General features: G+C 66.9%; 17 protein-coding genes. 9 read left to right on the top strand and 8 right to left on the bottom strand.

Going from position 1 to position 20,447, the window contains the following annotated elements:
- The first annotated feature begins 7 nt into the window (after positions 1–7).
- From atpA to atpC, 5 genes are all read left to right on the top strand, one after another.
- Complete coding sequence (gene atpA / locus G3T14_RS09725) at positions 8–1,537, top strand: F0F1 ATP synthase subunit alpha (protein WP_163642142.1); 1,530 nt, start codon at positions 8–10, stop codon at positions 1,535–1,537.
- Between the two features lie 107 nt (positions 1,538–1,644).
- Positions 1,645–2,520 (top strand): F0F1 ATP synthase subunit gamma, encoded by an 876-nt coding sequence (locus G3T14_RS09720; RefSeq protein WP_163642140.1) that lies wholly within the window; start codon positions 1,645–1,647, stop codon positions 2,518–2,520.
- A gap of 43 nt (positions 2,521–2,563) precedes the next feature.
- A complete protein-coding gene (atpD, locus tag G3T14_RS09715; protein WP_163642138.1) occupies positions 2,564–4,024 on the top strand; it encodes a F0F1 ATP synthase subunit beta in 1,461 nt (486 codons plus the stop codon).
- 2 nt (positions 4,025–4,026) lie between these two features.
- The gene (locus tag G3T14_RS09710; RefSeq protein ID WP_163642137.1) at positions 4,027–4,275 is read left to right on the top strand and encodes a hypothetical protein; all 249 of its coding nucleotides are present in this window, start codon (positions 4,027–4,029) and stop codon (positions 4,273–4,275) included.
- Between the two features lie 78 nt (positions 4,276–4,353).
- Positions 4,354–4,755 carry an ATP synthase F1 subunit epsilon gene (atpC, locus tag G3T14_RS09705; protein WP_163642135.1) on the top strand — a complete coding sequence of 134 codons (402 nt, stop codon included), beginning with the start codon at positions 4,354–4,356 and terminating at the stop codon, positions 4,753–4,755.
- On the opposite strand, the gene G3T14_RS09700 is transcribed toward atpC, so the two are convergent.
- Genes G3T14_RS09700 through G3T14_RS09685 form a run of 4 tightly spaced genes read right to left on the bottom strand, consistent with a single transcriptional unit; the run spans position 4,752 to position 7,553 of the window.
- The gene (locus tag G3T14_RS09700) at positions 4,752–6,023 is read right to left on the bottom strand and encodes a CCA tRNA nucleotidyltransferase (protein WP_163642133.1); all 1,272 of its coding nucleotides are present in this window, start codon (positions 6,021–6,023) and stop codon (positions 4,752–4,754) included. The two genes, atpC and G3T14_RS09700, sit on opposite strands and share 4 nt — an antisense overlap.
- Positions 6,020–6,277 (bottom strand): DUF6111 family protein, encoded by a 258-nt coding sequence (locus G3T14_RS09695; protein ID WP_163642131.1) that lies wholly within the window; start codon positions 6,275–6,277, stop codon positions 6,020–6,022. The genes G3T14_RS09700 and G3T14_RS09695 overlap by 4 nt, the downstream gene beginning before the upstream one ends.
- A 47-nt stretch (positions 6,278–6,324) precedes the next feature.
- Positions 6,325–6,963 carry a CoA pyrophosphatase gene (locus G3T14_RS09690; protein ID WP_163642129.1) on the bottom strand — a complete coding sequence of 213 codons (639 nt, stop codon included), beginning with the start codon at positions 6,961–6,963 and terminating at the stop codon, positions 6,325–6,327.
- Positions 6,960–7,553: a DUF1285 domain-containing protein gene (locus tag G3T14_RS09685; RefSeq protein ID WP_163642128.1), complete on the bottom strand. Its 594-nt coding sequence runs from the start codon at positions 7,551–7,553 to the stop codon at positions 6,960–6,962. Before G3T14_RS09685 ends, G3T14_RS09690 begins: the two co-directional genes overlap by 4 nt.
- A gap of 246 nt (positions 7,554–7,799) precedes the next feature.
- Between G3T14_RS09685 and G3T14_RS09680 the strand changes: the two genes are divergently transcribed.
- The 4 genes from G3T14_RS09680 to G3T14_RS09665 all read left to right on the top strand — a co-directional run bounded on the left by G3T14_RS09680 (position 7,800) and on the right by G3T14_RS09665 (position 14,840).
- Positions 7,800–8,804 (top strand): MoxR family ATPase, encoded by a 1,005-nt coding sequence (locus tag G3T14_RS09680; protein ID WP_163642126.1) that lies wholly within the window; start codon positions 7,800–7,802, stop codon positions 8,802–8,804.
- A 13-nt stretch (positions 8,805–8,817) separates the two neighbouring features.
- Positions 8,818–9,732 (top strand): DUF58 domain-containing protein, encoded by a 915-nt coding sequence (locus G3T14_RS09675; RefSeq protein WP_163642125.1) that lies wholly within the window; start codon positions 8,818–8,820, stop codon positions 9,730–9,732.
- A gap of 10 nt (positions 9,733–9,742) precedes the next feature.
- On the top strand, positions 9,743–12,556 hold the full coding sequence (locus tag G3T14_RS09670) for a DUF4159 domain-containing protein (RefSeq protein WP_163642123.1): 2,814 nt from the start codon (positions 9,743–9,745) through the stop codon (positions 12,554–12,556).
- 199 nt (positions 12,557–12,755) lie between these two features.
- Complete coding sequence (locus tag G3T14_RS09665) at positions 12,756–14,840, top strand: hypothetical protein (RefSeq protein ID WP_163642121.1); 2,085 nt, start codon at positions 12,756–12,758, stop codon at positions 14,838–14,840.
- 58 nt (positions 14,841–14,898) lie between these two features.
- On the opposite strand, the gene G3T14_RS09660 is transcribed toward G3T14_RS09665, so the two are convergent.
- From G3T14_RS09660 to G3T14_RS09645, 4 genes are read right to left on the bottom strand one after another with little or no spacing between them, the layout of a single operon-like run.
- Complete coding sequence (locus G3T14_RS09660; RefSeq protein ID WP_163642119.1) at positions 14,899–15,402, bottom strand: N-acetyltransferase; 504 nt, start codon at positions 15,400–15,402, stop codon at positions 14,899–14,901.
- The gene (locus G3T14_RS09655) at positions 15,399–16,502 is read right to left on the bottom strand and encodes a microcin C ABC transporter permease YejB (protein ID WP_163642117.1); all 1,104 of its coding nucleotides are present in this window, start codon (positions 16,500–16,502) and stop codon (positions 15,399–15,401) included. Before G3T14_RS09655 ends, G3T14_RS09660 begins: the two co-directional genes overlap by 4 nt.
- A gap of 12 nt (positions 16,503–16,514) precedes the next feature.
- Positions 16,515–18,377, bottom strand: coding sequence for an extracellular solute-binding protein (locus G3T14_RS09650; RefSeq protein ID WP_163642115.1), 1,863 nt, complete (start codon positions 18,375–18,377; stop codon positions 16,515–16,517).
- Positions 18,374–20,257, bottom strand: a complete 1,884-nt coding sequence (locus G3T14_RS09645; protein WP_163642300.1) for an extracellular solute-binding protein — start codon at positions 20,255–20,257, stop codon at positions 18,374–18,376. The genes G3T14_RS09650 and G3T14_RS09645 overlap by 4 nt, the downstream gene beginning before the upstream one ends.
- Between the last annotated feature and the right edge of the window lie 190 nt (positions 20,258–20,447).

Genomic DNA, 20,447 nt, shown 5'->3' with positions numbered 1-20,447 from the left:
CCCGACGATGGACATCCGCGCCGCCGAGATCTCCGCGATCCTGAAGGATCAGATCAAGAATTTTGGCCAGGAAGCCGAAGTCACCGAGGTGGGCCAGGTCCTCTCCGTGGGTGACGGCATCGCCCGCGCCTACGGCCTCGACAGCGTTCAGGCCGGCGAGATGGTCGAGTTCGAGTCGGGCGTGCGTGGCATGGCCCTCAACCTCGAGCAGGACAACGTCGGCATCGTGATCTTCGGATCCGATCGTGACATCAAGGAAGGCCAGACCGTCAAGCGCACGGGCGCCATCGTGGACGTTCCGGTCGGCAAGGCGCTTCTCGGACGCGTCGTCGACGCACTCGGCAATCCCATCGACGGCAAGGGCCCCATTGCCACCACCGAGCGTCGCCGCGTCGACGTGAAGGCCCCCGGCATCATCCCGCGCAAGTCGGTCCATGAGCCGATGGCCACCGGCCTCAAGGCCATCGATGCGCTGATCCCGGTCGGTCGCGGCCAGCGCGAGCTGATCATCGGCGATCGCCAGACCGGCAAGACCGCCATCGCCCTCGACACGATCCTCAACCAGAAGCCGGCCCATGCGGGCACCGACGAGAACGCCAAGCTTTATTGCGTCTACGTCGCCATCGGCCAGAAGCGCTCCACCGTCGCGCAGTTCGTGAAGTCCCTCGAGGACAACGGCGCCCTGGAATACTCCATCGTCATCGCTGCCACCGCTTCGGACGCCGCTCCGATGCAGTTCATCGCCCCCTTCGCCGGCTGCGCCATGGGCGAGTATTTCCGCGATAACGGCATGCACGCCGTGATCGTGTATGACGATCTCTCCAAGCAGGCGGTGGCCTACCGCCAGATGTCGCTGCTGCTTCGCCGGCCGCCGGGCCGCGAAGCTTATCCGGGCGACGTGTTCTATCTGCATTCGCGCCTGCTCGAGCGCGCCGCCAAGATGGGCGACGCCGCCGGCAACGGCTCGCTGACCGCGCTTCCGGTCATCGAAACCCAGGCCAACGACGTCTCGGCGTACATTCCCACCAACGTGATCTCGATCACCGACGGTCAGATCTTCCTCGAGACCGACCTGTTCTATCAGGGCATCCGCCCGGCGGTGAACGTCGGCCTCTCGGTCTCGCGCGTGGGCTCCTCGGCCCAGACGAAGGCGATGAAGAAGGTCGCCGGCAAGATCAAGGGTGAGCTGGCGCAGTACCGCGAGATGGCGGCGTTTGCACAGTTCGGCTCGGACCTCGACGCCTCGACCCAGAAGCTTCTGAACCGCGGTTCGCGCCTCACCGAGCTCCTCAAGCAGCCGCAATTCTCGCCGCTGAAGATGGAAGAGCAGGTCGCGGTGATCTATGCCGGCGTCAATGGCTACCTCGACGCTCTGCCGGTTTCCAAGGTCCGTCCGTTCGAGGACGCCTTGCTCTCGACCCTGCGTACCAAGCACGCCGATCTGCTGACCAAGATCCGCGACTCGAAGGATCTCTCCGACGAGAGCGCCAAGACGCTGAAGGGCGTCGTCGAGGGCGTCGCCAAGTCGATGGCCTGAGAGGCACGATCGGTCCGTCTAGGCCGATCGAACGTCAGCGAATGCAGGCGCCCGGTGAGCCGGGCGCCGCGTCTTGAGCCGCAGCGGATGGATCTGGAAGTCACCCCATGGCGAGTTTGAAGGATCTGCGTAACCGCATCGCTTCGGTGAAGGGTACGCAGAAGATCACCAAGGCGATGCAGATGGTCGCCGCCGCCAAGCTGCGGCGCGCCCAGATGGCCGCCGAGAGCGCGCGCCCTTATGCCGAGAAGATGTCCCAGGTGCTCGGCAACCTCGCCGCCAACCTGGTCGGTGGCGTGCAGGGTCCGAAGCTTCTTTCCGGCACCGGATCGGAGCAGACTCATCTGCTCGTCGTCTGCACCGCTGATCGCGGCCTGTGCGGCGGTTTCAATTCCTCGATCTCGCGTCTGGCCCGCGAGCACATCCGCAGACTGACTGCAGAAGGCAAGACGGTGAAGATCATCACCGTCGGCAAGAAGGGCTATGACCTCCTGCGCCGCCAGTATCGCGATCAGATCGTCGAGAACGGTGACCTGCGTGGCAACAAGCCTGTGGACTACGACTTCGCCGCCGAGATCGCCGAGAGCATCATCGCCCGCTTCGATGCCGGCGAGTTCGACGTCGCGACGTTATTCTACTCGCGCTTCCGTTCGGTGATCGCCCAGGTGCCGACCGCGCAGAAGCTGATCCCGGCCGAATTGCCCGAGACTGGCGCTACGGCACCGGATGCGGCTCTCGAATTCGAGCCGAGCGAGGAGGCGATCCTCGACACGCTGCTGCCCCGCAACCTCACCGTCCAGGTGTTCCGCGCACTCCTCGAGAACGCGGCTTCCGAGCAGGGCGCCCGAACCGGCGCCATGGATTCCGCCACGCGAAACGCCGGCGAAATGATCAAGAAGCAGACGCAGATCTACAACCGTACGCGTCAGGCCATGATCACCAAGGAACTCATCGAGATCATCTCGGGCGCCGAAGCCCTCTAGGGCTTTCCGGCACCCTGACCGCAACATATCGAAGGACCGTATCATGGCGAACACCGCTACCCCCGGCGCCGGCTCCAGCAAGGTCGGCCGCATCACCCAGGTCATCGGCCCCGTGGTCGACGTTCACTTCGAAGGCCACCTGCCCGAGATTCTGAATGCCCTTGAGACCAAGAACAACGGCAATCGCCTTGTCCTCGAAGTCGCCATGCAGCTTGGCGAGAGCACCGTGCGCTGCGTTGCTATGGACACCTCGGAAGGTCTCGTACGCGGCCAGGAAGTGACCGATACCGGTCAGGCCATCATGGTCCCGGTGGGCTTCAACACCCTCGGCCGCATCATGAACGTGATCGGTGAGCCGATCGACGAGGCCGGTCCGATCGTGTCGGATACCCTGCGCGCCATCCACCAGCCTGCTCCGTCCTATGCCGAGCAGTCCACCGAGTCGCAGATTCTCGTCACCGGCATCAAGGTGGTCGATCTTCTCGCCCCCTACGCCAAGGGTGGAAAGATCGGCTTGTTCGGCGGAGCCGGCGTCGGCAAGACCGTTCTGATCATGGAGCTGATCAACAACATCGCCAAGGTGCACTCCGGCTATTCGGTGTTCGCCGGCGTCGGTGAGCGCACCCGCGAGGGCAACGATCTCTACCACGAGATGATCGAGTCCAAGGTCAATATGGACCCCAAGGAGAATGGCGGCTCGGCCGAGGGCTCCAAGTGCGCGCTGGTCTACGGCCAGATGAACGAGTCGCCCGGCGCCCGCTCGCGCGTGGCCCTCACCGGCCTCACCATCGCCGAGGACTTCCGCGATCAGGGCCAGGACGTGCTGTTCTTCGTGGACAACATCTTCCGCTTCACCCAGGCCGGTTCGGAAGTGTCGGCTCTGCTCGGCCGCATTCCGTCGGCGGTGGGCTACCAGCCGACACTCGCCACCGACATGGGCGCTCTCCAAGAGCGCATCACCACCACCACGAAGGGGTCGATCACTTCGGTGCAGGCCATCTACGTGCCCGCCGACGATCTGACCGATCCGGCGCCTGCCGCCTCGTTCGCCCACTTGGACGCGACCACCGTGCTGTCGCGCTCCATCGCCGAGAAGGGCATCTACCCGGCGGTGGATCCGCTCGACTCGACCTCGCGTATGCTCAACCCCGCCGTGCTGGGCGAGGAGCATTACAGTGTCGCCCGTCAGGTCCAGCAGACCTTGCAGCGCTACAAGGCGCTTCAGGACATCATCGCGATCCTGGGCATGGATGAGCTCTCCGAAGAGGACAAGCTCACCGTCGCTCGCGCTCGCAAGATCGAGCGCTTCTTCTCGCAGCCCTTCTCGGTGGCCGAGATCTTCACCGGCTCGCCGGGCATCCAGGTGCCGCTGGCCGATACGATCAAGGGCTTCAAGGGCCTCGTGAACGGCGACTACGACGACCTGCCGGAGGCGGCGTTCTACATGGTCGGTACCATCGAAGACGCCAAGGAAAAGGCGAAGAAGATCGCTGCGGCGGCCTGATCTTGAACTCCAAGATCGGTCTCCTCCTCGTCGGCCTCGTGGTCGGTGGCCTCGCCGGGTATCTCACCCGGCCCGAGGCCGCCGAGATCAAGGTCGGTTCGTTCAGCCTTGAAGTGCAAGGCGACCGGCCGGCAGGGGCAAGTGGCGGCTCCCTCACCACCGGCCAGATGCAGCATATCGGCATCTTCGCCGTCATCGGTGCAGCACTCGGTCTCGGGGTCGGCTTCGTCGCCGGGCGCCGCAGAGCCTGATACACAGGACGGCGCACGGCTCAGGCCGCTGTGCCGTCAGTTCTAGAGACGACAATCCGAATCGGGACTCGCGACGTTATGGCCACCTTCCAGTTCGATTTCGTCGGCCCCGAGCGGACGCTGTATTCCGGCCAGGTCGAGGCCGTGCAGCTTCCCGGCGCCGAGGGCGAGATGACCGTGCTTCCAGGTCACGCCCCGGTTCTCACCGCCCTCAAGGTCGGAATCATCGTGATCAACGAGGCCGGGCATGCCGGTAAGCGCGTCCTGGTGCGCGGCGGCTTTGCCGATATCGGGCCGACCTCCGTCACTGTGATCGCAGAGCGTGCCAATCCGTTCGAGGAGATCACGCCGGAATCTCTCGACCGCGATATCGCCGCCGTCGAACTCCAGCGCGATGCCACGGAAGATTATGCCAAGAGGGATGAGCTCAACGGCCAGATCGTCCAGCTCCAGGACGCCAAGGTCGCGCTGAACTTCTAAGGTTCGGCCAGCGCGCGTTCGATCAAGGCGTCGCGCGCCGCGCTGCCTTCCGGACAGCCCTTTTCCAGCCAGAGCGCCCGTGCCAGTGCAAGCCTGCGTCCGATCTGCGGACCCGGCGGCACCCCGCGCGCGACGAGGTCCGCTCCTGCAAGCGGCATGACCGGCGGCGCCACCTCTCCCAGAACCATCCGTCCGAGTATTTCAAGCGCTGCGGCATCGACGCGGGGATGTGGTTCGCCGTGCGTGACACGGAGTGCCAGCGCTAGACTGGGAACGCCGTGGATCGCCGCAAGACGGCGCATGCACGGACTGTCGATGCTCGATATGTCGTGCAGTGCTGCGATCGCCGGTGCGTAGTCGGATAGCCGCACATGTTCGGCTTTCGAAAGCCGCAATCCGATTCGGAGCCGGTCGGCGTCGTCGGTCGAGAACACCGCCAGCGCCGCCAGTCGATCGATGGCATCGGTCCGTGAGTTCGGAGCGATAGGAAGGGCGTCTTCGCGTCGCGCGGAGGCCCGCCTCAGGCGCTCGACGTCGCCCACGCCTCCGATCAGTCGCAGCAGCAGGCCGGTCTCGCTCAAGGTCGTTACCGCGGCCAGGGCACCTGGCGCCAGCAGCAGGTTCAGGAACTCCGCCCGAACGCGCTCACGCGACAGGCCGTCGAGTGTATCGCGCGCCGCGATACAGGCAGCGAGTCCATCGCGGTCCGGCTCCCCGATGCCGTAGCGAGCGTGAAACCGAAAGAAGCGCAGGATGCGCAGAGCATCCTCACGAATTCGGGTCGGGGCATCGCCGATGAAGCGCACCCGAGCGGCCGCCAGATCGGCAAAACCATCAGTGGTGTCGTTGAGCCGGCCATCGCCGCCCACCGACATGGCATTGATCGTGAAGTCGCGCCGGGCGGCGTCGAGGGTGAAGTCTCGGCCGAAGCGCACCACCGCATGGCGCCCATCGGTTTCGATGTCCTCACGCAGGGTCGTGACCTCGAAGGTGGTGTCGGCGGCAAGCACCGTGACCGTGCCGTGCTCGATCCCGGTGGGGATGCTACGCAATCCTGCCGCCTTTACCCGAGCGATGATCGTCGCGGGGGGAAGGGTGGTGGCGAGGTCGATGTCGCTGATCGGGGTGCCGAGCAGGGCGTCGCGGACGCAGCCGCCGACTAGCCGGGTCTCCTCGCCGTCCATGGCGAGTGCGGCCAGTACGATGGCGACGCCAGGTTCCGCCAGGAGGCGTCCGGGGGCGTCCCGATCGAGGGAGCGAACGCTCATTGGAAACGTCCCGGCACCACCTCCCCATTCTCCAGATGCGGCGGGACGTAGCCGCCGCGATGCCGCTCACCCAAAAGTCCCGTGGCCACCAGCGTGACGATGACGAGGATGATTCCGCCGAGCGTCAGGCGGAAGACCTGACCCTCCCAATGCTCGCGGTTCTTCGGGTGCCGTCCACTCACCGCAAGATAGATCGCAAACATGAGGAACGGCAGGAGGAAGATCAGGAGCTCCTCGGCGAGTCTGCGGATCATGGTGCTCTCATCGGGGAGGGGACCGGAATAGCGTGCACCGCGTCATGTCACGGAAACAGGCGCTCGTGGAGATTGTTCACGATCCCCGCCGTCACACCCCAGATCCGGTGGGGTCCATAGGAAATCGCATAGTAGCGGCGAGTCCGGCCACGCCACGTCCCGCTTTCGATCCGGCGCCGGGAGCGGTCGAGGAGGTAGGCGAGCGGCGCCTCGAAGGTATCGGCGACCTCGTCTGGATTGAGACGCAAGGGAGCGGCTGGGTCGACGAGACCGAGGACCGGCATCACGAGGAAGCCTGTAGCCGACAGGTAGGGGTCGAGATATCCCAGGAGCCGGATGGCGGCAGCATCCAAGCCGACCTCTTCGTGGGCCTCGCGCAAGGCCGCGTCGGCGGGCGTGGCGTCGGCTGGGTCGATCTTACCGCCGGGAAAGGCGATCTGCCCGGAATGGTCGCGCAGGTGCGCGGCGCGCAAGGTGAAGAGCACTCCAAGTCCGTCGTCGCGCGGTACCACCGGCACCAGCACGGCTGCCTGGCGATGCGGGCCGGGCGGAACGAACGCGTCGTCGGAATCGAGATCGTGGTCGCCGCGCGGATTCGACGTCGGGTCCCCGGGCTCCGGCGGATCGGCGGAGAGATGGGCCGATGCGCGCGCGATCAGGTCGTCCAGGGCGTCGTCGCGGCTCATGCCGGTTCGACGGCCGCGATGCGGTGGAAGGCGCCTCCGGCGCCGAGACCGAGCCAGCCGTCGCGCTCTTCGGCCAGGGCGACGAGATCGTAGGTGAGCGCCCGCGTTACCAGAGCCCAAAGGCCGCGCCGTACGTGAATATAAGGCCGCAGGCCCCCCGCCTCATCCTGTGCAAAGCGCAGAGCATGATCGGGGCCGACCGCCACGAGGTCGTCGACGTTGGTCCGGAACGCGATATGACGGTGATCGCCGTCACCCTCCACCGCCATCTCGACGGCGATGAAGGCGGCATCGTCCACGGTGATCCCGACGCTTTCCACCGGTGTCACCAGCACCACACGGCCGTCGGGCTCGCAGCGCAGGATCGAGGCGAACAGCTTTACTAGAGCCGGACGCCGGATCGGCGCCCCATCGTGGAACCACGTCCCGTCGGAGGCGATCCGCATGTCGATCGGTCCGCAATAGGGCGGATTCCAGCGCTCCACCGGGGGCGGCCCGCGCCTGGGGAGGTCACCGAGCGCTGCGCTGAGGCGGGCGATCGTCGGGTCGGGGAGCATCGGGTCTGAGGGGGCGGAATCCGTCTGCGTCATGGCCTCATTACATAGCGGCTGCGTATCGCTTGGGAACGTGTCTGTGGCATCGGTGTTTCGCCGCCCGGGCGCCGCTGTCAAATGCGAGTCGGACCTGCGGCGTCGCGTCGACCTTGCCAGGGCGGCGCAAACGGCGCCACACTCTTCCCCCGGCGGCCCGAGGACCAGATGGTGTCCGGCCGCCTCCGAGATGCCGCCGCGATCGACCGCCGGAAGTCGAAGCGAGACGCTGAGGACAGACAACGCATGATTCAGGGCTCCCAGCCAGCCGTGACCCTCGAGGACGGTATCGTCGCCACGGCGGAAGCCTGTCTCGGTGCGGTGGAGCAGGCGCGTGAGGCGGTCCACAAGGTCATCTTCGGCCAGGAGCAGGTGGTCGACCTTTCGCTGATCACCATCCTGGCCGGCGGCCACGGCCTCCTCGTTGGCCTTCCCGGCTTGGCAAAGACCAAGCTCGTCGAGACGCTCGGCATCGTGCTCGGGCTCGACGGACGCCGTGTCCAGTTCACGCCGGACCTGATGCCCTCGGATATCCTCGGCACCGAAATCCTCGACGAGGATGCCGATCGTCATCGTTCGTTCCGCTTCGTGAAGGGGCCGGTCTTCACGCAGCTGTTAATGGCCGATGAGATCAACCGCGCGAGCCCACGCACCCAGTCGGCCCTGCTTCAAGCGATGCAGGAGCATTTCGTCTCGGTGGCCGGCGAGCGCCACGATCTGCCGCGCCCGTTCCACGTGCTCGCCACTCAGAACCCGATCGAGCAGGAGGGCACCTATCCGCTGCCCGAGGCGCAGCTCGACCGGTTCCTGCTGGAAATCGACGTCGGTTATCCCGACCGCGCCGCCGAGCGCCGCATCCTCATCGAGACCACCGGCGTCGATGAGCACAAGCCGCAGGCGGTGATGTCGACGGAAAGCCTCCTCACCGCGCAGCGTCTCGTGCGCCGCTTGCCGGTGGGCGACGCCGTGGTCGACGCGATCCTCGACCTCGTCCGCTCGGCCCGTCCCGAGGGCGGCGACCCATTGCTGAAGGGCAAGCTGCTGTGGGGACCCGGCCCGCGCGCCAGCCAGGCGCTGACGCTGGCCGTGCGGGCCCGCGCCCTCATCGAGGGACGCGTCGCGCCGTCGATCGCCGACGTGAAGGCGTTGGCCGAGCCCGTCCTCAAACACCGCATGGCGCTGAGCTTCGCCGCGCGCGCCGATGGCGAGACCGTTCCGGGTCTGATCGCCCAACTCTCCGCGAAGCTCTAGGCGCCGGATGGCCATGGCCACCACGCGGGTTCTTCCCGCCGCCGCCCGCTCTCCCGGGCGACGCGAGACTGAAACGGCGCTGTCGCTCGCCGAGCGGATGCCCCGCCTGATCCTCGAGGCGCGGCGCGTTTCGACCACCCTCGCGCATGGCCTCCATGGTCGCCGCCGGGCCGGCCCGGGCGAGAGCTTCTGGCAGTTTCGCCCGTTCGTGGCCGGCGAGGCGGCTGCGCGGATCGATTGGCGCCGGTCGGCCCGCGACGACCGGCTCTACGTGCGTGAACGCGAGTGGGAGGCCGCCCACAACATCTGGTTCTGGATCGACCGCTCGGCCTCCATGGGCTTTGCCTCCCAACTCGCTCAGGCGCCGAAGGTGGAACGTGCCCTGGTCCTGGGCTTCGCGCTGGCGGACGCTTTGGTGGAGGGTGGCGAGCGCACCGGCCTCCTCGGTCTCACCCGCGCGGTGACGTCCCGCCGCATCGTCGAGACCTTGGCCCAGGCGCTCGTCGCCGATACCGCCGGGCTCGATGGCGATATGCCACCCGCTGCCGCGCCGGGGCGTTTCGACGAGGCGATCCTGATCAGCGATTTTCTGTCGCCGCTGGCCGAGGTGAAAGCCGCCGTCGATCGCATCGCCGGACATGGCACGCACGGCCACCTCGTGATGATCGTAGACCCGGTCGAAGAGACGTTCCCGTTCTCGGGCCAGGCGGTACTGCACGATCCGGAATCGCGTACCAGCCTCGCCATTGGCGATGCCGGCGCGTGGGGCGAGGCCTACCGCACGCGAATCGCCGCGCATCGGGCCGGCCTCTCGGAGATCGCCCGCGCACAAGGCTGGACGCTGACCATCCACCGCACCGACCGACCGGCCAGCGAAGCCGCCCTTCGCCTCCTGACCCTCGTCGCTGCGGCGCGCGGGACCGGCTGAGGATCATCGCGTGTTCGGATTGCCCCTGACTTTCGCCGCTCCTCTCGCTCTCGCGGCCCTTGTTGCCTTGCCGGCCCTGTGGTTCCTGCTGCGGGTGACGCCGCCGCGTCCGCAGCGGATCGAGTTTCCGCCCCTGCGGATCATGGCCGACCTGTTGGCCAAGCGCGAGACGCCGGCCCGCACCCCGCCGTGGCTCCTCATTCTTCGGATTCTCGCCGCCGCCTGTCTCGTCCTCGCGGTGTCCGGCCCGGTCTGGAATCCGTCCGGCATCGTCGCCGCGTCCGGCCGCACGCCGCTTCTCGTGCTGATCGACAACGGCTTCTCCGCCGCCCACGATTGGCGCGATCGCCTGCGCGTCGCCACTGACGCCATCGAGGCCGCGGCGCGCGACGGGCGCCCCGTGGCCGTCGTGGCGTTGGCCGAACCGGCGGCAGCCTTCGAGGCCAAGGTGCCGGCGGCGGCTCTCGATCGCCTGCGTGCCATTGCGCCGCGACCGCATCTGGCGGATCGCTCAGCGCACCTGAACGGAATCAGCGCCTTTCTCGAGCGTACCCCCAATGCATCGTTGATCTGGATCAGCGACGGCGTTACCGGGCCGGGTGAGGAGACGTTCGCCAAGGGGCTGGCCGATCTCACGGCAAAATACGGCGCCGGGCTCACTATCCTGACGGCCGACCGGCCGACGGCCTTGGCGCTCTCGGCTGCCGAATCGGCGGGTCGGCTCACCGCTCGTGTCCTGCGTGCCGCTCCGAACGGGCGCGATACTGGCCTCGTGCGCGCCCTCGATCAGAAGGGTCTGCCCCTCGCAGAGCACGATTTTACGTTTGGAGATGGCGCGACCGAGGCCGAGATCGGCTTCGATCTGCCGGTGGAGCTGCGCAACGGCATCAGCCGGCTCGAAATTCTCGCCGAGCGTTCTGCCGGCGCCGTCACGCTCATGGACGAGCGCGGGAAGCGCCGTCGCGTCGGCCTCGTCTTCGGCGGCACCAGCGACCAGGCCCAGCCGTTGCTGGCCCCGACCTACTACCTGTCGCGGGCGCTTACCCCCTTCGCCGATGTGCAGGAGCCACGCGGCGCCAAGGGTGTCGCCGATTCCGTGGCGCAGATGCTCGACGCCCAGGTTTCGGTGCTCGTGCTGGCCGATGTCGGGGCCCTCGACGCGCCGACCCTGGCTCGCGTGGAATCGTTCGTGGACGACGGCGGGTTGCTGCTGCGTTTCGCTGGCCCGCGTCTGGCCGCCGGTAACGATCCTCTGGTGCCGGTCCGCCTTCGCCGGGGTGGTCGCACGCTTGGCGGCACACTGTCCTGGGATAGCCCCAAGACACTGGCCGCCTTCGCCCCGGAAAGCCCGTTCGCGGGCCTCGTCCCGCCTGCGGATATCGGTGTGCGACGCCAGATCTTAGCGGAGCCCGATGGCGATCTGCCGGGCCGCACATGGGCGTCGCTGCAGGACGGTACGCCCATCGTCACCGCACAGAAGCGGGAAAAAGGGCTCGTGGTGCTGTTCCACGTCACCGCCGATACGACGTGGTCGAACCTGCCATTGTCGGGCCTGTTCATCGACATGCTGCGCCGTGTGGTGGCGCTTGCCGGCTCCACTGCGGCGCCGGCCGGAGAAACATCGGCCAAGCCCGCCGCGGTGCTGGCGCCACGCCTCACCCTCGATGGGTTCAGCGCTCTCGGCAGCCCGCCGGCCGGCGCCACTGCGGTTGCGGCTGATTATTCCGAGCGGGGATCGTTCGAGCACCCACCCGGTTTCTACGGGCCGGCTGATGGCGGTCTCGCGGTGAACGCGCTCAAGGCCGACGACCGCCTCAAGCCCCTCGACTTTGCGCCCCTCAAGGCGGCCCGCACCGGCTCCCTCGCGGGGGCGGAGACCCTCGATCTGCGCGCCACCCTTTTCACCCTGGCCCTGATGCTTCTCATTCTCGATACGCTCGCCGGCCTCTGGCTCGGCGGGTTCCTCCGCCGCCGTGGCGGCTTCGGGCGCTCCGCCACCGCTGCGCTTCTGGCGATGATCCTCGTCGCGCCGGCACTGCTTCCGACGCCGGTCCAGGCGCAGACGGCGGCGTCTCGACCCAACGGGATTGAATCTGCGCTTGCGACCAGGCTCGCTTTCGTCGTCACCGGTGACGAGGCGGCCGATGCCGCGAGTCGGGCTGGCCTGTCGGGCCTGACTCAGATGCTCGCGAGCCGCACCGCGCTCGAACCCGGAGAGCCGATCGGTATCGATCCGGCCAAGGACGAACTCGCGTTCTACCCGCTGATCTACTGGCCCATCGTCGCCGGCCGGCCGCAGCCGAGCGAGGCCGCGATCCGCCGTATCGACGCCTTCATGCGCAATGGCGGCACAGTCCTGTTCGATACCCGGGACGCGCTCACCGCACGTCCAGGCGGGCCGCCGACGCCGGAAGGCGCCTACCTGCGCAAGATGCTGTCCACCCTTGAGGTCCCGGAACTGGAGCCGGTGCCGGCCGACCACGTGCTGACGAAGGCGTTCTACCTCGTCGATGATTTCCCTGGCCGCTATGCCACCGGTCAGACCTGGGTCGAGACCCTGCCGCCGGCCGCCGAGGGAACCGAGCGCCGGCCGGCACGGGCCGGAGACGGCGTCTCGCCGATCATCATCACCGGCAACGACCTCGCCGCGGCCTGGGCGGTGGGCAAGCGCGGCGAGCCGCTCTACCCCATCGTCGGTGGCGACCAGCGCCAGCGTGAGATGGCGTTTCGCGGCGGAATCAACTTCGTGATCTACACCCTGACCGGGAACTACAAGGCGGATCAGGTCCACGTACCGGCTTTGCTGGAGCGGCTCGGACAGTGACGATCGTAGCGATGCCAACGATCGAAATAGCGGCCTTCGCTCTAAAGTGGCTGCGCGCCGCGGATTCATCTCAAGGTTCTCTCAGCATTCCGCTGAGAAACTGGAGGCCTTCTTCCGCACCGATTTGGCGAGCTACTGAGGTGGAAGACGCCGTAAGGGGACAAACCGACATCACAGCGAATTTAGAGGCCACACGCCGATGCTGAGCCTCAGCTTCACTCCCCTGGTGCCCTGGCCGGTCCTGGCCGGATTCGGGATCGTCGTGGCGATCTTCTGCGTCCTGGCGCTGCTGGCGCGCGGACGCACAGCGCTCCTGCGCAGCGTAGCGCTTGCGCTTGTGCTGCTCGCCATCGCCAACCCGTCGCTGGTCCGCGAGGATCGTGAGCCGGTCAAGGACATCGTCGCGGTGGTGGTCGACCGCTCGGGCTCGCAGGCGCTCGGCGACAGGCCGGCAATGACCGACGCGGTGCGGGCGGAGCTTCAGCGCCGCTTCGGTGCACTGGCCGAGATCGAGCCGCGCTTCATCGATGTGCCCGATGCCAAGGACAGCGATGATGGCACCAAGCTGTTCACCGCTCTGTCCCAGACCCTGGCCGACGTCCCCCCTGAGCGCCTCGCCGGCGTGGTCATGCTCACCGACGGGGTCGTTCACGATATCCCCGCCTCGGTGGCGGCATTGGGAATTAAAGGACCGCTCCACGTGCTCGTCACCGGGCACCCGGACGAGCGCGATCGTCAGATCAAGCTGATCGAGGCGCCGCGGTTCGGCATCGTCGGGCGCGACCTGACGATCCGCGCCGAGGTGATGGAGCGCGGCGGCACCGGCAATGCCGTGGTGACCGTTCGCCGCGACGGCGAAGAGGTCGGTCGGCGCGCCTTCCCCACCGGACAACCGTTCTCGTTGACCATGCGGATCGACCATGGCGGTCCCAACGTGGTCGAGATCGAGGTTGAGCCCCTTGCCGGTGAGCTCACCAAGGTCAACAACCGCGCCGTCCTTCCCATCGAGGGCATTCGCGAAAAGCTGCGGGTGCTCCTCGTTTCGGGTGAGCCGCACCAGGGCGAGCGTACGTGGCGCAACCTCCTGAAATCGGACGCCAACGTCGATCTCGTCCACTTCACGATTCTGCGGCCGCCGGAGAAGCAGGACGGCACGCCGATCTCGGAGCTTTCGCTGATCGCCTTCCCGACGCGTGAATTGTTCGTTCAGAAGATCAAGGACTTCGACCTGATCATCTTCGACCGGTACGCCAACCAGAGCGTCCTGCCGTCGGCCTATTTCGACAACATCGTCCGCTACGTCCGCGAAGGCGGTGCGCTGCTGATCGCGGCCGGACCCGAATTCGCATCTTCATCCAGTCTCGCCCGAACCCGACTCGCTCAGATTCTGCCGGGTGAGCCCAACGGCCGTGTCGTCGAGCAGCCCTACAAGGCAGCGTTGACCGCAACCGGTAACCGCCACCCGGTGACACGGGCGCTGCCGGGCTCCGAGGTATCGCCGCCAGCCTGGGGCGACTGGTTGCGGATCGTCTCGGCCCAGGTGAAGCCCGGGATCCAGCCGATCCTCCAGGGCCCGAACGCCCTGCCGCTTCTCGCCCTGTCGCGCGAGGAGAAAGGTCGTGTCGCGCTGCTGCTGTCGGACCATGCCTGGCTGTGGGCGCGCGGCTATCAGGATGGCGGTCCCTATCTCGATCTGCTGCGCCGCCTCGGCCATTGGCTGATGAAAGAGCCGGCGCTCGAGGAAGAGGCGCTGCGGGCGCAGACCACCGGACACGGTCGCGAGATTCGCGTCGAGCGCCAGACGATGGCCGACACGATCGAGCCGGTCCGCGTCACCGGTCCGACCGGCACGGAACGCACATTGACCCTCGCGCAGGGCGAACCCGGCCTGTTCTCCACGACCTTCGAGGCGACGGAACTCGGGCTGCACACCCTGCGTTCGGGCAACCTCGTCGCCTTCGTCAGCGTCGGGCCGCCGAACCCGCGCGAACTGGCGGACGTGTTCAGCGACACGGAGCGCCTCAAGGCCCTGGCGGAGGCCACCGGCGGCTCGATCCGGCGTATCGCCGAGGCCAATGGCGGCACTGCCGTCCCCCGGCTCCAGGCAGTCCGGAGTGGACGCCTCGCCGGCGCCGATTGGATCGGGTTCCGCCCGAGCGACAGCGCCAATATCCGCGGCGTCGAGGTCTACCCGCTGGCGCTCGGCCTCTGGGCGTTGGCTGCCCTCGCTGGAGCCGTGCTGGCGATGTGGCTGGTGGAGGGTCGGCGCGGCAGCGTGGCTTGAGGGACGTCGACGGATCAATCCGCGGTCTTCGCAATCCGCCCGTCCCGTGATCGACGCGTCAGCGGCTGCGGGTGGCGCTGACGCTGCCTGAGACGGTTTCGCAGGCGCCGGGCTTCAATTCGCGCCATAGGAAGCGTGACGGATCGACGGGGCCGGGCGGCACGAGGCGTCCGGGGGGCACCGGCGTGAAGCCGAAGCGCCGGTAATAGGGGCCGTCGCCCACCAGAACGACGAGGCTGTGGCCCGTGGCCACCGCCGCATCCAGGCTGGTCTGCATCAACGCTGCGCCGATGCCGCGCTTCTCGAAACTCGGATCGACGGTCAGCGGCCCGAGCACGAGGAGTGGCCCGCTTGCTTCGGCCGGCCCGATGCGGATCGAGCCGACCAGATAGGTGCCGACCAATGCCGTGAAGCACAGCTCGGCCAGGGGATGCGTCCCTTCGCGAAGGCGATAGGCGGTGCGGGCGAAGCGCCCCGGCCCGAAGGCGCGGGCATGCAGGCGATCGATGGCGGCGACGTCCCCTGGGCGTTCCAGCCGAATGACCAGGGGCAGGGTGGTCATGTGGCGCGCGCCGAAAAATCGATGCGTGGATCGATCCAGGTGTAGATCAGATCGGACAGCAGGTTCACCGCGAGCCCGAGGAGCGAGAAGATGTACAGCGTCGCGAAGACCACAGGATAGTCGCGCCCGACGATGGAGGTGAAGGACAGGAGTCCGAGGCCATCGAGCGAGAAGATCGTCTCGATCAGGAGCGAGCCGGTGAAGAACGCCGAGATGAAGGCCGCGGGAAAGCCCGCGATGACGATGAGCATGGCGTTGCGAAACACGTGCCCGTAGAGCACCCTCCGCTCGGAGAGGCCCTTCATCCGAGCGGTCAGCACGTATTGCTTGCGGATCTCATCGAGGAACGAGTTCTTGGTGAGCAGCGTCGAGGTTGCGAAGGCGCCCAGCACCAGGGCGGTGAGCGGCAGCGTCATGTGCCAAGCGTAGTCCACCAGCTTCCCCCACAGGCTGAGGGTCTCGAAATTCTCGCTGGTCAAGCCGCGGATCGGGAAGATCTGGACGAACGAGCCGCCGGCGAACAGGATGATCAGCGCGATACCGAACAGGAAGCTCGGGATCGCGTAGCCGACGATCACGACAGCCGAGGTCCACAGGTCGAAGCGCGAACCGTCGCTCACCGCCTTACGGATGCCGAGCGGAATCGAAATCGCGTAGGAGATCAGTGTCATCCACAGACCCAGCGAGATCGAAACCGGCAGCCGCTCGCGGATCAGTTGCAGCACCGAGACATCGCGAAAGTAGCTGTTGCCGAAATCGAACCGGGCGTAGTCCCAGATCATTTTGGCGAAGCGCTCGGGCGCCGGCTTGTCGAAGCCGAATTGCTGTTCGAGTTTCTTGATGAAGGCCGGGTCGAGCCCCTGGGCGCCGCGATAGCGGGAACTGGCCTCGCCGCCGCCAGAGGATCGAGCCGAGCCGCCGAGATCGCCGGCACCGCCGGTCACCCGCGACAGGCTGCCCTCGCTCTGACCCTGAAGCTGCGCCAGTACGCGCTCCACCGGGCCGCCGGGGGCGAACTGAACGATGACGAAGGTAATGAGCATGATCCCGAAGATGGTCGGGATCATCAGGGCGAGGCGTCGCAGGATGTAGCCGAGCAAAGGCGAGTATCCTCAGTTGCGGCCGATGCGCCGGGCTTTCGCGGCATCGTACCACCACACACCCGGTACGCCGAGGTCGTAGGCCGGACCCTGTGCCGGACGGCCATAGACATCCCACAGCGCGAGCCGGTGATCGGCCTTGTACCACATCGGCACCCAGTAGCGGCCCGCGCGCAGCACCCGGTCGAGGGCGCGAGCGGCATGGACCATCTCGATGCGCGAGGTGGCGTCGACGACTTTGGCGATGAGCGTATCCACCGCCGGGTTGGCGATGCCCGAGAGGTTGTTGGAGCCCGGGGTGTCGGCGGCGCGCGAGCCGTAGATCTCGCGCAGTTCGGGGCCGGGCGTCATGCCGCCGGCATAGCGGCGCGAGGTCACGTCGAAGTCGAAATCCTTGAGCCGCGCCTGATACTGCGAGGCATCGACGAGCCGTATGCGGCCCTTGATCCCGATCAGCCCGAGGTTGCGGATGAAGGGATGCGTCACCGGCTCGAACACCGGATCGTTGTCGAGGAACTCGATCTCGAGCGGCTTGCCTGAGGGGAGGCGGATCGTGCCGCCCTCACGGGTACAGCCGGCCTCGCGCAGCAGGGCTACGGCGCGGCTCAGCAATGCCCGGTCCTGACCGGTGCCGTCCGAATCCGGTGGGCTCCAGGGCTCGCCGAAGACATCCGCCGGCAAGTCGGCGCGCATGGGATCGAGCAGGGCGAGTTCCTCCCGCCCCGGCTTGCCGGTGGCCTTGAGCTCGGAATTCTCGAAGAACGACGCGGTGCGCTGATAGGCGCCGAACATCAGGTTCTTGTTCGACCAAGTGAAGTCGAAGCACAGGCCGATCGCCTCGCGGATGCGCGCATCGCGAAACGCCTCGCGGCGGGTGTTGATCCACCAGCCCTGAGTGCCCGAGGGGCGCGCGTCGGGCACGACCTCCTTGCGCACCCGTCCCTCGGTGACAGCGGGAAAGTCGTAGCCGGTCGCCCAGACCCGCGAGGTGAACTCCTCGCGAAAGGTGAACGCGCCGCCCTTGAACGCCTCGAACGCCACCTGCCGATCGCGGAAATACTCGTAGCGGATGGCGTCAAAATTGTTCTGGCCGATCGTCACCGGCAGATCGGCGGCCCAGTAATCGGCTACCCGTTCGAACTCGATGAATCGGCCGGCCTCGATACGCCCGACCCGGTAAGGGCCCGACCCGAGTGGTGGCTCCAACGACGACGCCTCGAAGTCGCGTTTTTCATAATAGGCCTGAGAGAAGATCGGCAGCGTCGTCACGAACAGTGGCAAGTCGCGGCTGCGACCAGGCGCGAAGCGCACCACGACGGTCTCGTCGCCCTCGGCCACAGCCTCGGTCATATCGCGGATCACCTGCGCGATCTCGGGATGGCCCTTCTCCTTCAGGAGCATCAGCGAGGCGGCGACGTCCTTTGCCGTCAGGCGCGAACCGTCGTGGAAGCGGGCCTGCGGACGCAGGGCGAACCGATAGGTCAGCCCGTCCTGCGCGATCTCCACCGAGCGGGCGAGGAGCCCGTAGAGCGCGTCGGGTTCGTCGAGGGCGCGCACCATCAGGGAGTCGAAGGTGAGGTTCATGCCCGCGGCGCCATCGCCGCGCAGCACGTAGATGTTGAGGGTGTTGAAGGTGTCCGACGCCTGGTTGCCCATTGTGGAGGCGAGCTGCGCCGAGAACCGGCCGCCGCGCGGCGCTTCCGGGTTTACATAGGCGAAGTTCGGAAAATCGGCGGGGTATTTCAGCTCGCCGAAGCTCGACAGCCCGTGGCTGGTCCTGGGACCATCCGCCCGGCTCGAGCCGGGCAACGCCGCCGAGGCGGCGATGACCCCGGCCCCGAGGACCAGGGTGCGCCGGCTCGGCGCAGCACTCACCGCGGCGCCCCGGTCTTGGCGGCCAGTGCCTCGTCGTACCACCACGTGGTGGGAAAGCCCGAGCTTCCGTAGAGCGGCAGAGTTTTGGGGTGGGCGAAGCGATTCCAGCGCAGGGTCCGCGCGACGTTGGAGGCCCATTGCGGCACCACGTAATCATGGGCGAGCAACACCCGGTCGAGGGCATGCGTCGCCGCGAGCACGCCGGGCCGATCCGCTGCGTAGATCACCCGCTCGATCAGCGCGTCGATGGCCGGATCCTTGATGCCGATCAGGTTGCGCGAACCAGCCTTGTCGGCAGCGGCCGAGCCCCAATACTCGCGCTGCTCGTTGCCGGGCGACAACGATTCACCCCACGAACTGGTGGTGACGTCGAAATCGAAGGCGCGCAGGCGGTTCTGGTACTGGGCCTGATCGATCACCCGGAGGCTGCTGTTGATGCCGATGAGCTTCAACTGCGCCGCGAACGGCAGCACCACCCGCTCGAACACACTCTGGAATTCCAGGAATTCCAGGGTGAGCGGCTCGCCGGTTTTCACATCGGTCATCTGGCCGTTGCGCAACTCGTAGCCGGCCTCCTTGAGGAGACGGACCGCCTCGCGCAGGTTGGCCCGGACCGCATCCGGGTTGCCGTTGACCGGGTTGGTATAGGGCGTGGTGAAGACGCTCGCCGGAACCTTGTACTTCACGCTCTCCAGGATCGCCAGTTCCTCTCCTTGCGGAAGGCCGGAGGACGCGAGTTCGGAGCCGAAATAATAGGAGTCGATCCGCTTGTAGAGGCCGAAGAACAGCGAGCGGTTCATCTCCTCGAAGTTCATCGCGAGGTTGAAAGCCCGGCGGACACGCGGATCGGCGAATTTCGGCCGGCGGGTGTTGAATACGAAAGCCTGCATCGTGCCGTTGCCGCGATCCGGGAACTCCTCCTTGATCAGGCGACCGTCCTTCACGGCCGGGAAATTATCGTAGGCCGTGGCCCAATTGCGCGCGACGTTCTCCTGGCGAAAGTCGAACAGGTCGCCCTTCAGTGCCTCGATCAGCACGGTGGAGTCGCGAAAATATTCGTAGCGCATCGTGCCGAAATTGTTCCGACCGGCATTCACCGGCAGATCCTTGCCCCAGTAATCCGCCACCCGCTCATAGGTGGCGCTACGGCCGGGCTCGAACTTCGCGAGCCGGTAGGGGCCGGAGCCGAGGGGGATCTCAAGGGTGGTTTGGGTGGCGTCGCGCGGGCGTCCCTGCGCATCCTTGCCGGTCCACCAATGCTTGGGCAGCACGCGGAGCTGGCCGATCACCTGCGGTAATTCGCGGTTGCCCTTCTCGGCGAAGGTAAAGGTCACTTCGCGTGGACCGGTCACCGCGGCTTTCGTCACCGTTTGATAATAGGCGGCGTAGAACGGGCTGTTGGCCTTCAGTGTATCGAACGACCAGACCACGTCCTCGGCGGTGATCGGTGCGCCGTCGTGCCAGTGGGCGCCCTCACGGAGCCTGTAGGACACCGCCGAGAGGTCGTCGGCGAGCCGCACGCCATCGGCGAGCAGGCCGTAGGAGGTGAACGGCTCATCGGCCGATTCGGTCATCAGGGTGTCGTAGAGGATCGCGATGCCGCCTTCGAGGTCGCCCTTGAGGCCGGACACGACGACATTGAAATTGTCGAAGCCGCCCTGCGCCCCGAGGCGCACGAGGCCACCCTTGGGGGCTGCCGGGTCGGCATAGTCGAAGGCCTTGAAATCGGCCGGGTATTTGGGCTGCCCCATCAGCGTGACGGCGTGAAGCCACGGCCCGCTCGGCGCTGCAGGCGCCGGTTCCTGCGCCCAGGCGCGCGATCCCACGGTGAGAACGGCCAGGGTGGCAGCGAGGAGGCGTCCGAGCAGGGCTTGTCGCATCACGATCTGGCGGTCTCCGAATGGTCCGTCGGCGGCGCGTTTTCGTCGCCTGAGCGGCGACGGCAGGGCGCCGTTCTAGGACGGACCGGCGGGCGACGCCAAGTGAGCGATTTTCGCGCAGAGGCGTGAGCCTCGAAGCGGGGTCCAAAACAAAAAGGCCGGGGAATACCCGGCCTTTCCGATCGTCTCG

The organism is Methylobacterium sp. BTF04 (assembly GCF_010692745.1).
GTDB lineage: Bacteria > Pseudomonadota > Alphaproteobacteria > Rhizobiales > Beijerinckiaceae > Methylobacterium.
The sequence above is the reverse complement of the archived record's forward strand: the minus strand, read 5'-3'. Positions and strand labels throughout refer to the sequence as shown.

Excerpts from the sequence above, each read along its gene's own strand:
- atpA (WP_163642142.1), top strand. The coding sequence starts at position 8 with ATGGACATCCGCGCCGCCGAGATCTCCGCGATCCTGAAGGATCAGATC.
- G3T14_RS09720 (WP_163642140.1), top strand. The coding sequence starts at position 1,645 with ATGGCGAGTTTGAAGGATCTGCGTAACCGCATCGCTTCGGTGAAGGGT.
- atpD (WP_163642138.1), top strand. The coding sequence starts at position 2,564 with ATGGCGAACACCGCTACCCCCGGCGCCGGCTCCAGCAAGGTCGGCCGC.
- atpC (WP_163642135.1), top strand. The coding sequence starts at position 4,354 with ATGGCCACCTTCCAGTTCGATTTCGTCGGCCCCGAGCGGACGCTGTAT.
- G3T14_RS09700 (WP_163642133.1), bottom strand. The coding sequence starts at position 6,023 with ATGAGCGTTCGCTCCCTCGATCGGGACGCCCCCGGACGCCTCCTGGCG.
- G3T14_RS09695 (WP_163642131.1), bottom strand. The coding sequence starts at position 6,277 with ATGATCCGCAGACTCGCCGAGGAGCTCCTGATCTTCCTCCTGCCGTTC.
- G3T14_RS09690 (WP_163642129.1), bottom strand. The coding sequence starts at position 6,963 with ATGAGCCGCGACGACGCCCTGGACGACCTGATCGCGCGCGCATCGGCC.
- G3T14_RS09685 (WP_163642128.1), bottom strand. The coding sequence starts at position 7,553 with ATGACGCAGACGGATTCCGCCCCCTCAGACCCGATGCTCCCCGACCCG.
- G3T14_RS09680 (WP_163642126.1), top strand. The coding sequence starts at position 7,800 with ATGATTCAGGGCTCCCAGCCAGCCGTGACCCTCGAGGACGGTATCGTC.
- G3T14_RS09675 (WP_163642125.1), top strand. The coding sequence starts at position 8,818 with ATGGCCACCACGCGGGTTCTTCCCGCCGCCGCCCGCTCTCCCGGGCGA.
- G3T14_RS09665 (WP_163642121.1), top strand. The coding sequence starts at position 12,756 with ATGCTGAGCCTCAGCTTCACTCCCCTGGTGCCCTGGCCGGTCCTGGCC.
- G3T14_RS09660 (WP_163642119.1), bottom strand. The coding sequence starts at position 15,402 with ATGACCACCCTGCCCCTGGTCATTCGGCTGGAACGCCCAGGGGACGTC.
- G3T14_RS09645 (WP_163642300.1), bottom strand. The coding sequence starts at position 20,257 with ATGCGACAAGCCCTGCTCGGACGCCTCCTCGCTGCCACCCTGGCCGTT.